General features: G+C 71.7%; 3 protein-coding genes (1 of these 3 running past the window's edge). All 3 read left to right on the top strand.

The features are described from left to right. Tightly spaced (each overlapping or abutting the next), the 3 genes in view from ACZ59A_RS38995 to fabD form a layout consistent with a single transcriptional unit that may run on beyond the window. Window positions 1-4,021 carry the 3' end of an SDR family NAD(P)-dependent oxidoreductase gene (locus ACZ59A_RS38995; RefSeq protein WP_470969010.1) on the top strand. The gene continues 13,358 nt to the left of window position 1, outside the view, so 4,021 of the gene's 17,379 nt are visible here — the last part of the coding sequence; the start codon falls outside the window, past its left edge; the stop codon is at window positions 4,019-4,021. Then, complete coding sequence (locus ACZ59A_RS38990) at window positions 4,022-13,246, top strand: SDR family NAD(P)-dependent oxidoreductase (protein WP_470969007.1); 9,225 nt, start codon at window positions 4,022-4,024, stop codon at window positions 13,244-13,246. It abuts the gene before it with no gap. Continuing rightward, on the top strand, window positions 13,243-14,337 hold the full coding sequence (gene fabD / locus ACZ59A_RS38985; RefSeq protein ID WP_470969005.1) for an ACP S-malonyltransferase: 1,095 nt from the start codon (window positions 13,243-13,245) through the stop codon (window positions 14,335-14,337). The genes ACZ59A_RS38990 and fabD overlap by 4 nt, the downstream gene beginning before the upstream one ends.

The following is a 14,337-nucleotide window of genomic DNA, read 5'->3' as shown; positions in this document are numbered from 1 at the left end:
GGCCCCGGCCCCGGCTCCGGTCGCGATTCCGGCTCCGGTCGCGGTTCCGGCCCCGACCCCGGTCGCGGGCCCGGACGAGGAGACGCTCGTCGCGGAGCTGACCACGCTGCTCGCCCAGGCCCTGTACCTGGCCGAGGAGGAGGTCGACCCGGAGGCGAACTTCACCGACCTCGGGCTGGACTCGATCGTCGGCGTGGAGTGGATCAAGGCCATCAACAAGCGGTACGGGCTGGAGCTCGCGGCGACCAGGCTCTACGACACCCCCACCGTCGCCGGACTGGCCGCCCATCTCCGGGGCTCGCTGCCCACCGCCCCGCGGGAGCCGCAGGCCGGGGCCGAGCCGCAGGCCCGGGTCGAGCCGCCCGCGGCCGTCGACGAGGGGGACCCCGCCCTCGATGAGGATGTGGTGCGGGCCGAACTCCTGAGCAGCCTCGCCGACGCGCTGTATCTGTCGGTGGACGAGCTGGACCTCGACCGCAACTTCACCGACTTCGGGCTGGACTCGATCGTCGGCGTGGAGTGGATCAAGGCGATCAACAAGCAGTACGGCGTCGCCCTCCAGGCCACCAAGCTCTACGACCACCCGTCCGTCCAGGAACTCGCCGCCTGCGTCGTCGCGGAGGTCGGGAAGACGGGCGCCCCCGAGCGCCCCCGCGAGGTGACGCCCCCAGCCCCCGCCCCCGCTCCGGCCCCCGCCCCCGCGCCCGCGCCTGTGCCCGCTCCGGCCCCCGTGCGCGAGCCAGTCCCCGTGCGCGAGTCGGCGGTCGAGCCAGTGCCTGTGGTGGCCCCCGAGCCGGTGCGTACCCGGCCCGCCGCCCCGGCCGACGCGATCGCCGTCGTGGGCATGGCGGGCAAGTACCCGCTCGCCGACAACCTGGACGACTACTGGGACAACCTGGCGAACGGGCGCGACTGCGTCCGCGAGATCCCGGAGTCCCGGTGGGACGTCTCCGAGTACTACGACCCGCGGCCGAACCAGCCCGGCAAGGTCTACTGCAAGTGGATGGGGCTGCTCGACGACGTCGACGTGTTCGACCCGCTGTTCTTCGGCATCCCGCCCGCGGAGGCCGAGGCGATGGACCCGCAGCAGCGCCTCTTCCTCCAGGAGGCATACCACGCGTTCGAGGACGCGGGGTACGACGTCCAGGCGCTGAGCGGGCAGAAGTGCGGCGTCTACCTGGGCATCATGAGCAACGAGTACAGCGCGCTCATGCGGGAGCAGGGCGGTGACGCGAGTTCGGCCACCAGCAACAGCAACGCCATCACGGCCGCGCGCATCGCCTACTTCCTCAACCTCAAGGGCCCGGCGATCGCCCTCGACACGGCCTGCTCGTCCTCGCTCGTCGGCACCCACCTCGCGACCCAGGCGCTGCGCAGCGGCGAGATCGACACGGCGCTGGTGGGCGGAGTCACCCTCTACCTGACCGCGGAGTCCTACGTCAGCATGTGCGGTGCCGGGATGCTGGCGCCTGACGGCCGGTGCAAGACGTTCGACAACGCCGCCGACGGGTTCGTGCCGGGCGAGGGCGTGGGTGCGCTCGTCCTCAAGCGGCTCGCGGACGCCGAGCGCGACGGGGACACCATCCACGGCGTCATCAGGGGCTCCGGCATCAACCAGGACGGCCGGACCAACGGCATCACCGCCCCGAACGCCGCCAGCCAGCGCGAACTCGAGCGCGACGTGTACGAGCGGTACGGCGTGGACCCCGGCAGCATCGGCTACGTCGAGATGCACGGAACGGGCACCAAGCTCGGCGACCCCATCGAGCTGGAGGCCCTGGCCTCGGTGTACCAGGAGAAGACCGACAAGGTCGGCTACTGCGCCATCGGTTCGGTCAAGAGCAACGTGGGGCACACCTCGGCGGCCGCGGGCGTGGCCGCCATCCAGAAGACGCTGCTGTGCATGAAGAACCAGCAGCTGGTGCCGACGCTGAACTTCAGCAGCCCCAACGAGCACTTCGACTTCGAGAACTCGCCGTTCTACGTCAACACCGAACTGATGCAGTGGAAGGTGAACCCGGGCGAGGCCCGTCGCGCGGCCGTGAGTTCCTTCGGCTTCAGCGGCACCAACGCCCACCTCGTGCTGGAGGAGTACGAGCGCGGAGACGAGGACGCCGAGCCGGTGGCGACCGCCGGGACGTCGGTCTTCGTCCTGTCGGCGAAGGGTGAGGAACAGCTCCGTACCGTCGCCGAGCGGATCAAGGACCACGTCGAGGCGAACCCGTCCGCGCACCTGCGCGACGTGGCGTACTCGCTTCAGACCGGGCGGGAACCGATGCCGTGGCGGCTGGCCTTCGCCGCCGCGACGCGCGGGGAATTCGTGGCGAAGGTGACGCGGTACCTCGACGGTGGTCCGGCGGACGGCCTGTTCACCGGACGGGTCAAGAACCGCCGGGCCAAGGACGCGTCGGCCGCCGGGAAGGGTCCCGTCGTGCCCGCGAGCGGCGTCCTGACCACCGCGGAGGGCGAGGAGCTCGCGGACCGCTGGGTGAGGGGCCTGCCGGTCGACTGGGCCCTGCTCCACCCGCAGGGCGCGCCCCGCCGCGTACCGCTGCCCGCCTATCCCTTCGCGCGCGAGCGCTACTGGCTCGGCCAGCCCGCCGAGGCCCCCGAAGCAGCCGAGCCCCCCAAGGTAGCCACTGTGCCTGCGCCCGAGGACCCGACCTCGGGCACGAACGTCCTGCTGAAGCCCATCTGGGACGCGGTGCCCAAGCCCCAACCGGTGACCAGGGCCCTCCCGGTGGGCCGGGCCGTCGTGATCGGCGGGCACGAGCAGTGGGAGCGGATTCGCTCCGTACTCCCCGGGGCCGAGCGGTTCCCGGTCGACGCCGCCGACACCGTGGAGACGCTCGCGAAGCGGCTCCAGGAACTGGACGGCCCGATCGACCACCTCATCTGGGCAGCCCCGGCCGGGGCCGCGCGGGGAGTGGACGACGCACTGGTCGAGGCGCAGGAAGGCGGCCTCTACGCGTGCTTCCGCACGCTGAAGGCGTTGCTGCGCACGGGGTACGGCAAGCGCCCGCTCGAGATGGTCGTCCTGACGGAACGCAGCCAGCGGGTGCGGCGGGGCGACCACGTCGACCCGACCCACTCCGGTGTGCACGGCCTGATGGGATCCGTGGCCAAGGAATACCCCAACTGGAACGTCCGTCTGGTCGACTTGGAGGACGGGAACGACCTGCCGTTGGCGGAGATCCTGGCGTTGCCCCAGGTAGAGCGCGGCAGCGTGTGGGCGCGCCGCCGGAACCGCTGGTACCGGCAGGCACTCGTCCCGCTCCAGAGCGTGGCCCAGGAGCCCTCGGGCGGTCCGGCCTACCGCCGAGGAGGCACGTACGTCGTGATCGGCGGTGCCGGTGGCATCGGCGAGGCGTGGACGGAACACGTGATCCGCTCCTACGGCGCCCGCGTCGTGTGGATCGGCAGGCGGGAGGAGGACGCCTCGATCCGCGAAAAGCTGCGACGCCTGGCGGAGTTGGGCCCCGCGCCCAGCTATGTGCGGGCCGACGCGGCCGACCGGCGGTCGCTGTGGCGCGCCTACGAGCACATCAAGCAGAGCCACGGTGTGGTCCACGGTGTGGTGCACTCCGCGATCGTCCTTCTGGACCAGAGCATCGAGCGGATGGACGAGGAGCGCTTCCGTGCGGCCGTCACGGCCAAGATCGACGTCAGCGTGCGGATGGCGCAGGTGTTCGGCGGTGAGCCGCTGGACTTCATGCTGTTCTTCTCCTCGATGAACTCGTTCATGAAGGCACCTGGTCAGAGCAACTACGTGGCGGGCTCGGTGTTCGAGGACTCCTACGCCCACAGCCTGGCCGGGACCGTGTCGATCCCGGCTAAGATCATGAACTGGGGCTACTGGGGGAGTGTCGGCGTCGTCGCCACCCCCGAACACCAAGAGCGCATGAGCAGGGCGGGGGCGGGCTCGATCGCGCCTGCCGACGGCATGGCCGCTCTTGACGTCCTTCTCTGTGGAGCGTTCGACCAACTCGGCGTGGTCAAGGACAACGGGGGTAATGCGTAGATGTGGGGTATAACCCGCCAGGAAACCATCACCACGGCACGGACCGGCACCCCGGTGCAACTGGCCCGGCTGTGCCGGGACATCGCGGCGGCCGCGGATGTTCCCCTCACCGCGGCCACCCGGGGCGCGGACGCGTTCATCGACGAGGACCTGCTCAGCAGGCTTCTGCTGAGTCAGTTGCGCGGCGCCGGGCTGTTCGCGGACAGCGACGGTCCCGCGGTCGAGGAGACGATCGCCGGCCTGCCCGTCGGTGACGAACTGCGCCGCTGGGCCGCCGAATCGGTGCGACAGCTCCTGACCCGCGGCTACCTCCACGGCGACCCGGCGCACCCGCGCCCGAGCGGCGCGAGCGGTGCGGACAACAGCCGGGACCTGTGGGCGGAGTGGGAGGAGCGGAGCGCGCGGTGGTCCCTTGACGCGGACCTGCGCGCGCAGGTCGTGCTCCTCGACACCACGCTCCGGGCACTGCCGCGGATCCTCACCGGTGCCGTCCCCGCCACCGATGTCCTGTTCCCCAACTCCTCGCTGGAGCTGGTCGAGGGCATCTACCGGGGCAACGCCGTCACCGACGTCTTCAACGGCGTCCTGGCCGACACCGCGGCCGCTGTCGTGCGCGAGATCGTGAACAGCGACCGGCAGGCCCGGATCCGCATCCTGGAGATCGGTGCGGGCACGGGCGGCGGCAGCCTGAAGGTCTTCCAGCGGCTGGAGCCGTTCGCGTCCCACGTGGAGACCTACTGCTACACCGACCTGTCGCGGTCGTTCCTCATGCACGCCGAGCAGGAGTACGGGCCGAGCCACCCGTACCTGGACTACCGCCTGTTCAACGTCGAGAAGCCGCTGGCCGGCCAGGGCGTCGAGCTCGGCAGCTTCGACCTCGTGCTCGCTACGAACGTCCTGCACGCCACCCGGGACATCCGCAGGACGCTGCGCAACGCCAAGGCGGCGCTCAAGGAGAACGGCGTCCTGCTCGCCAACGAGATCTCGGCGCACTCGCTGTTCACCCACCTCACGTTCGGCCTGCTCGCGGGGTGGTGGCTGTACGAGGACGCCGAGCTGCGCATCCCGGGCTGCCCGGGCCTGTCCCCGGAGTCCTGGTCGGAGGTCCTCGAAGACGAGGGCTTCGACTCCGTGTCGTTCCCGGCGACGGGCCTGCACGATCAGGGCTACCAGATCCTCGCCGCGCAGAGCGACGGCGTGATCCGGCAGGAGGCCGCGCCCGAGACCGGTGTTCAGCAGGACGGCACGAGCCCCCGGGCCGCCGGGGCGGCGGAACCCGCCCCGCGGCGGGAGAGCCCCGCGCCCGCGGCGCCGGTGTCCGACGACGCGCTGGAACAGCACGTCGAGAACGTCGTCTTCGACCAGCTCGCACAGGCACTCAAGGTCGACCGGACCCGGCTGGACGCCGACGACGCCTTCATGGACTACGGCGTCGACTCCATCATCGGCGTCCGGCTGATCCACGAGATCAACGAACGGCTCGGCGTCGACCTGGCTACCACCGATCTGTTCGACCACCCCTCGGTCCGGCAGCTGACCCGGTACCTCCTCGACGAGCACCGGGCGCAGGCCGCCGCCTCGCTGCCGGTCGGACCGACGGCCGCCGCCGCCGAGCCCGAGGCGCTTCCGTACGAGCCCGCCCCGGTGGCCGCGGTGCGGGCGCCGGTCCGGGACGGGGACCGGGAACCGATCGCGATCGTCGGCATGAGCGGCAGGTTCGGCGGCTCGCCCGGCGTCGAGGAGCTGTGGGACCACCTGGTGCGGGGACACGACCTCGTCCAGGAGGTCACCCGCTGGGAGCTGCCGGAGCCGCCCGCGGGCGCCCCGGTGTGCGGGCACGGCAGCTTCATCGAGGACCACGACCGCTTCGACCCGGCGTTCTTCAACCTCTCCGGGGTCGAGGCCACCTACATGGACCCCCAGCAGCGGGTGTTCCTCGAAGAGTCGTGGAAGGCGCTGGAGGACGCGGGCTACGCCGGTTCCGCCACCCGGGGCGGGCGCTGCGGGGTGTACGTCGGCTGCCAGGACAGCGGGTACACCGCGCTGTTCGGCGCCGAGGTCCCGGCCCCGGCCATGTGGGGCAACGCGCTCTCGGCCCTGCCCGCGCGCATCTCGTACCACCTCGACCTGCAGGGCCCGGCCGTCGCCGTGGACACCGCGTGCTCCAGCTCGCTGGTCGCCATCCACCTCGCCTGCCAGGGGCTGTGGGGCGGCGAGACCGAGATGGCGCTGGCGGGCGGGGTCTCCATCCAGTGCACGCCGCAGTTCTACCGGCTCGCGGGCCGGGCCGGAATGCTCTCCCCGAGCGGTCGCTGCCACACCTTCGACGACCGCGCCGACGGATTCGTGCCGGGCGAGGGCGCCGGAGTGGTCGTCCTCAAGCGGCTCGGCGACGCCCTCGCGGACGGGGACCACATCCACGGCGTCATCAGCGGTTCCGGGATCAACCAGGACGGCGCGTCCAACGGCATCACCGCACCCAGCGCCAAGTCCCAGGAACGGCTGGAGACTTCCGTCTACGACGCGTTCGGGATCGACCCCGAGGGCATCCAGCTGGTCGAGGCGCACGGCACGGGCACCAAGCTCGGCGACCCCATCGAATACCACGCGCTGAAGCGGGCGTTCGGCCGCTACACCGACCGGCGGGAGTTCTGCGCGCTGGGCTCCATCAAGTCCAACCTCGGGCACACCACCACCGCCGCCGGAGTCGCCGGAGTCCTCAAGATCCTGCTCTCGCTGCGGCACCGGCGCATCCCGCCCTCGATCAACTTCGAGGTGGGGAACTCCCACATCGACTTCACCGACAGCCCCTTCTACGTCAACACCGTGGACCGCCCCTGGGACGCGGGCGCGGACGGCAAGCGCCGCGCCGCCGTCAGCTCGTTCGGCGTCAGCGGGACCAACGCCCACATGGTGATCGAAGAGGCACCGCACCGCGCCCACCACGGCGGCGCCCACCCAGCCCACCTCGTCACGCTGTCCGCGGGCACCCCGGAGCAGCTGCGCGAACAGGCCGAACGGCTGGCCGCGCACTGCGCCGCACACCCCGGGCTCGACCTGGGCGGCGTGAGCCAGACCCTGCTGCTCGGGCGCAAGCACCTCCCGTACCGCCTGGCCTGCGTGGCGGGCACACAGGACGAGGCCGAACACGCGCTGCGGCAGTGGCTGGCCACCGGAGCGGGCCCCGGCGTGCACATTGGCGAGCCCGCCGAGCCGGGTCAGCGCGAGCGGGCCTCGCTGAAGGGCTACGGCAACGACTGCGTCCACCGGTCGGTGTCCGCCACCGACGCCGCGACCCGCACCGAGCTGCTGTCGACGGTCGCGGACCTCTACGCGCAGGGCTACGACCTGGACTACGCGGGGCTGTTCGCCGGACAGCGCCCCGCGCGCGTACCGCTGCCGACCTACCCGTTCGCGCGTGACCGCTACTGGGTGCCCGCGGCACAGCGCCCGGCGGCGCTCGAACCGGCCTCGTCGGCACCGCACCCGCTGCTGCACGTCAACGCCTCGACCTTCCGCTCGCAGCGCTACCGGTCCACGTTCACCGGCCGCGAGTACTTCCTCACCGACCATGTGGTGAAGGGGCAGAAGGTCCTGCCGGGCGTCGCCTGCCTGGAGATGGCCCGGGCGGCCGCCGAACTGGCCGAGCCGGACCGGGACATGCCGGGGATCACCCTGCGCAACGTCGTATGGGCGCGCCCGGTGGTGGTCGGCGGCAACCCGGTGGCGCTCACGACGACGCTCACCCCCGGGGACCGGGACGAGATCGACTTCGCGATCACCGGCGCGGACGCCGTGGTGCACAGCCGGGGCCAGGTGACGTGGAAGTCCGGCACCCCGGCCACGCTCGACATCGAGCGCATCAGGGCCGCGTGCGACCGCGCCGAACTCGACGCCGCACGGCTGTACCCGCTGTACGAGCACATCGGCTTCGCGTACGGCCCCGCGCACCGCGGCGTCGAGCGCCTGCACATCGGCCGGGACGAGGTCCTGGTGCGGCTGGTGCAGCCCGGCTCGGTGCGCGCCACGCTGGACGAGTTCGTGCTGCACCCCAGCCTGCTCGACTCGATGCTGCAGGGCTCCCTGGGCATGGGGGCGGCGTCCGCGCCGGAATCCGCCCTGGACGTCTCGGGGATGAAGCCGTCGCTGCCGTTCGCCCTGGACGAGCTGGAGGTCCTCGGCCCGTGCACGGAGGGCATGTGGGCGTGGATCCGGTACAGCCCGGGCACGGCCAAGGACGGCAAGGTCTTCAAGCTCGACATCGACCTCTGCGACGAGCAGGGCTCGGTGCGCGCCCGCGTGAAGGGCATCTCCTACCGCGTCCTGGACGAGACACCCGGCGACGCATGCGTGACCTTCCTCCCCGTGTGGGAGAGCAGGACACGGGCCGCCGCCACGCGGGCGGAGCCCTCGCGGCACCTCGTGCTGCTGTGCGACATGCCCGGGCTCGCCGACGCGTTCGAGGCCCGGTGCCCGTCCGTCGAGGTGCTGCGCCTGACCTCCGCCGAGGGCGGGACGGCGGAGCGGTTCACCGAGTACGCCGTCCAGGCGCTCGACCACGTCCGGGGCGTCCTGCCCGGCTCGGCGCGGCAGCCCGTACTGGTGCGGCTCGTCGTCCCGGAGGACGGTGACCCGGCCCTGGCGCTGGGCCTGCTCGGACTGCTGAAGTCCGCCCGGGCGGAGGACCCCGCCCTGCTGGTCCAAGCCGTGCTCGTCGCCCCGGACGACAGCACCGACCGCCTGATCTCCCAGGTGCTGGAGGGCAGTTCGCACGCCGACGGCGACTGCGTCCGCTTCCGCGGTGCCGAGACCGAGGTGCTGACCTGGGCCGAGCACAAGGCGCCGCCGGAGCGGCGGGTCCCGTGGAAGAACGGCGGCGTCTACCTGGTCACGGGCGGGCTCGGCGGCATCGGCACGCTCGTCGCGGCGGACATGGTCGCCGAGGTCGAGAACGTCACCGTCGTCCTGGCGGGCCGGTCACCGCTGCGCCCGGAGCAGGAAGAGCTGCTCGCGCGGTGGCGCGCGCAGGGTGCGGACGTGCGCTGCTCCGCCGTCGACGTCAGCGACGCCGTGGCGGTCAAGGCCCTGGTCGACGGGATCGTCCGGGACCACGGCGCCCTGCACGGTGTCATCCACGGCGCCGGGGTCGTCAAGGACAACTTCGTCGGGCGGAAGACGCCGCAGGAGTGCCGCGAGGTGCTCGCGCCGAAGGTGGCGGGCGTGGTGAACCTGGACGAGGCCAGCAAGGACCTGCCGCTGGACTTCTTCGTCATGTTCTCGGCCGTGGCCGGGGTGTTCGGCAACACCGGGCAGGCCGACTACGCCGCCGCCAACGCCTTCCAGGACGCCTACGCCCACCACCGGCGCGGCCTGGTGGAGCAGGGCCTGCGGTCGGGCGCCAGCGTGTCCGTCGACTGGCCGCTGTGGGCCGAGGGCGGGATGCGCGTGGACGAGCGCACCGCGTCGGCGATGCGCGAGCGGCTGGGCATGGCGCCCATGCCGACCGCGATGGGCGTCCAGGCGCTCTACGCGGCCCTCGACGCCGCCCACACCCAGGTCCTGGTCATCGCGGGCGACGCCGCGAAGATCAGGCAGACGGTGCTGCGCGAGGACCCGCGACCGGAGCGGGCACCCGCCCTCCCGGCCGCGGACCGCCCGCACGCCGCCACCGACCGCGCAGCCGCCAGCGGTGCCGCCCACCCCAAGGTCGTCGGGTATCTGCGCACCGTCATCTCGGAGGCGATCCAGATCCCGGCGCACCGCCTCGACGCGGCCACGCCCTTCGAGCGGTACGGCATCGACTCGGTGCTGGCGCTGACCATCACCGACCGGCTGGAAGCCGACTTCGGCTCGCTGCCCAAGACGCTGCTGTTCGAGCACCAGTGCGTGGACGACCTCGGCCGGTACTTCCTCGGCGCGCACGCGGACGCCCTGACGTCGGCCCTGGGCATCGGTGCCGCGCCGGAGCAGGCGCCCGCCGCACCGCCCGTACAGGCGCCCGCGCCGCCCGTACAGGCGACCACCGCGCCCGCACCCCTCCCGCGACCGGCCGAACCCCGCGACGAGGAGGCCATCGCGGTCATCGGGCTGGCGGGACGCTACCCCGGGGCCGCGGACCTGGACGAGCTGTGGGAGAACCTGGTCACCGCCCGCGACTGCGTCACGGAGGTGCCCGCGGACCGCTGGGACCACGAGCGGGTCACCGGCGAGCCGGGCGGGATCCCCGGGTGGGGCGGCTTCCTCGACGGAGTCGCCGACTTCGACGCGCTGCTGTTCAACGTCGCGCCCAGCGAGGCGGCGATCATGGACCCGCAGACCCGGCTGTTCCTCGAAAGCGTGTGGACCCTGCTGGAAAGTTCCGGGTACAGCCGGGAGAGGCTGCGGACCAGGCACGGCGGCCGGGTCGGGGTCTACGTCGGCACCATGTACCAGCAGTACCAGCTGCTGTCGTCCGACGTCGTCCACGAGTCCATCACGTCGGTGGTGTCCGGCAGCGCCGTCGCGAACCGGGCCTCGCACTTCTTCGACCTGCGCGGCCCGAGCATGGCGGTCGACACCACGTGCTCCTCGTCGCTGGTGGCCATCCACATGGCGTGCGAGGAACTGCGCCGGGGCAGCTGCGAGTTGATGATCGCGGGCGGGGTCAACCTCTCGCTGCACCCCAAGAAGTACCAGGGGCTGCGGATGACGGGCCTGATGGGCAGCGGCCCGGACAGCAGGGCGTTCCTCGACGGGGACGGGTTCGTCCCCGCGGAGGGCGTCGGCGCCGTGCTGCTCAAGCCGCTGTCCCGGGCCGTCGCCGACGGGGACGAGATCCTGGCGGTGATCAGGTCGAGCGCGGTGAACCACAAGGGCCGCACGAGCGGCCCCATGGTGCCCAGCGTCGAGCAGCAGGAACAGCTGGTGGAGGACAACCTGCGCAGGGCGGGGGTGCACCCGCGCACCGTCGGCTACGTCGAGGCATCGGCCAACGGCTCGTCCCTGGGCGACGCCATCGAGTTCGCGGCGCTCAAGAACGTCTTCGGCAGGCACACGCCGGACGAGCGGTTCTGCGCGCTGGGGACGGTCAAGTCCACGCTCGGCAACCTCGAAGCGGCGTCGGGCGTCGCCCAGCTCAGCAAGGTCGCCCTGCAGATGCGGCACGGCAAGCTCGTCCCGCCGCTGCGGCGCGGCAAGCTCAACCCCGGCCTGGAGTTCGGCGGGACCGCGTTCTACCTGCCGGAGGAGCCCACCCGGTGGGACCGGCCCGTGGCCGAGGTCGACGGGGTCGAACGGCAATATCCCCGGCGCGCGACCATCAGCGCCTTCGGCGCGGGCGGGACCAACGCGCACCTGGTCGTCGAGGAGCATCTCCCCGCCGGAGCCGACGGGCGGGCGCCCGCGCCGGAGGAGCAGGCGCCGCGGATCGTGGTCCTCTCGGCCCGCACCGAGGACCGGCTGCGGGTCCACGCCCGCCGGGTGCTGGAGTTCGTGAAGGCGCACGACGAGGTGTCCCTCGCCGATCTCGCGTACACCCTCCAGAGCGGGCGGGAGGCCATGGAACACCGGCTGGCCCTGGTCGCCGAGCAGGTCAAGGGAGTCGTCGCGGGGCTGGAGCACTATCTGCGGGACGAGGCGGCGGAGACCGCCCCGGTGCCGCTCTTCACCGGCGACACCAGGCGCGACGGTGCGGACATCGGCGCGCTGCTGACCGGCTCGGTCGGCGACGCGGTCCTCCGTCAGCTCCTCGCCGAGAACCGGCCGGAGGATGTCGCCCTGTTCTGGGCGCGCGGCGGAGAGGTGCCCTGGGACCGCGTCCGGGGCGCGGGCGGGGCGCCCAGGGTGGTGTCGGCGCTGCCCACCTACCCCTTCGACAAGCAGCGGCACTGGGTCAACCCCGGGCCGCCGGACGGGACCGCGGCCGTGGCGCCGCGCGCGGACGGCCCGGAACCGGCGCCGCGCCCCGCACCGGACGGGATCCCGGCCCTGGTCGCCGACCTGCTCGGGCTGCCCGCCGCGGACCTCCCCCTCGACACGCCGCTGGAAGACCTCGGGTTCAGCTCCATCCTGGCGACCCAGCTGCTGCAACGGATCCAGTCCGGGTTCGCCCCCGGGGCGAGCCTGCGGGAGCTGGCCGAATGCCGGTCGACGCGGGACCTGGTGCGCCGGTTCGAGACCGCGCCCCGGCCGGATACCGCGGAACCGGGCGGGCTACCGGAGGTCGTGCACCTCAACGGCAGCAGCCGGGGCAGGCCGGTCTTCTGGTTCCACGGCGGGCTCGGCGGGGTCGAGGTGTACGGCGCCCTCGCCGACAAGGTCGAGCGGCCCTTCTACGGCATCCAGGCCCGGGGCTGGATGACCGACAGCGAACCGCTGACGGGCATCCGCGCGATGGCGGCCCACTACGCCGCCATCATCCGGGAGGTCCAGCCGGAGGGCCCGTACGACCTGGGCGGATACTCGCTCGGCGGCCTGTTGGCCTACGAGGTCGCGCGGCAGTTGCAGGAAGCGGACCGCGCCGTCGAGACGATCACCATGCTGGACGCGATGTACGGCGACGACGTCAAGGCCAGGACCATGTCGCGCAAGGACATGGTCCTGCAGCAGGTGAACGCCCTGCTGCAGGCCGGGGCCAGGGCCACGGACGCGGAGGGCGACGCGGACGCGGACGCGCCCGCGCCGTTCATCGCGGGCTACGAGGTGGACCTGAGCCGCGACGCCGACGACCTGCTGGACGAGCTGATCTCCCTCGCCCGCCAGCGGGGGCTGATCGGGTCCGCGGAGGCGGTGCGCGCCCGCATCGAGCAGAACGTCCGGGTCCTGGAGGCATACCAGGTGCTGGACTACGAGGTGCTGCCGCTGCCCCGCCCCGAGTCGGTGACCTGTTTCTACTTCCGCAACGGCAGCGGTCTTTTCTACGGAGCCCTGGAGCCGGTGCTGTCGACCCAGGGCGACGGCACGGCGCTGGACCACGTGGACTACTGGGGGGAATGGGAGAAGCAGATCCCCGACTTCCACCGGACCGATGTCGATTCCTCGAACCACTTCGTGATCCTCAGCGACGAGCAGTCGCTGTCGGCCATCCGCGCGTTCTGCAAGGTGTTCTACTCCAGCGGCCGCGAGAAGAACCGGATCGCCAACGCCAAGAAGTGGGTGGGCCGCCGCCGCGCCAAGCGGCCGGACCCGGACCAGGTGCACACGCACACACACCGCGATGGTGGCAAGAAAGGAGAGGGCTTGTCGTGAAGACATATGTTTTCCCCGGCCAGGGATCTCAGAAGAAGACAATGGGCGGCGGCCTGTTCGATGAGTTCGAGGAGCTGACCCGGGCGGCCGACGCGATCCTGGGCTATTCCGTCAAGGAACTCTGCCTCGAGGACCCGGACAACCGGCTGAACCGGACCGAGTTCACCCAGCCCGCCCTCTACGTCGTCAATGCGCTGTCCTACTACAAGAAGCTGCAGGACTCGGAGCAGGCGCCGGACTTCCTCGCCGGGCACAGCCTCGGCGAGTTCAACGCCCTGCTGGCGGCCGAGTGCTTCAGCTTCGAGACCGGACTGCGGCTGGTGCGCAAGCGGGGCGAGCTGATGGCCCGGGCGCCGGAGGGCGCGATGGCGGCCGTGCTCAACGCGTCGGCGCAGGAGATACGTACCATCCTGGACGACAACGGCCTCACGTCGGTCGACCTGGCGAACTACAACTCGGCGTCACAGGTCGTGATTTCGGGCCCGCCGGAGGACATCAAGGCGGCCAAACCCCTCTTCCAGTCCGGCAAGCACCTGTTCGCCCCGCTGAACACCAGCGGCGCCTTCCACTCGCAATACATGGAACCCGCGCGCCAGGAGTTCACGCGGTTCCTGGAGACCGTGGAGTTCGCCCCGCTGAAGGTCCCGGTCATCTCGAACGTGACCGCCCGCCCCTATGAGGGCCACCGGGTCAAGGCGCTTCTGGCCGAACAACTCACCAGCGCGGTGCGGTGGTCGGAAAGCGTGGAGCATCTTCTCGGCCTCGGCGAGATGGAGTTCGAGGAGCTGGGGCACGGAAACGTCCTCACCAAGCTGATCAACAAGATCCGCCGGGAGCAGCAGCAATCGACGCAGCAGCAATCGACGCAACAGCAGCCCGCCGAGGCCCGAGCACCGCTGTCCGCGGACGAATTGGTGCGGCAGTGGAACGAGCGCCATCCGGTCGGCACCCGTGTCCGGTCGGTGATCGGCGAATACCCGCGGCTGGAGACCGCCACACCGGCTACGGTGCTGTTCGGCCACCGTGCGGCGGTGTACATGAGCGGCTACCGCGGCTACTTCGACCTTACCGAGATCGAGCCGGTCAACTAG

It is taken from the genome of Streptomyces sp. NPDC040405 (assembly GCF_055595765.1).
Note: the sequence above shows the minus strand (reverse complement) of the source record. Positions and strands in the feature narration are given on the sequence as shown.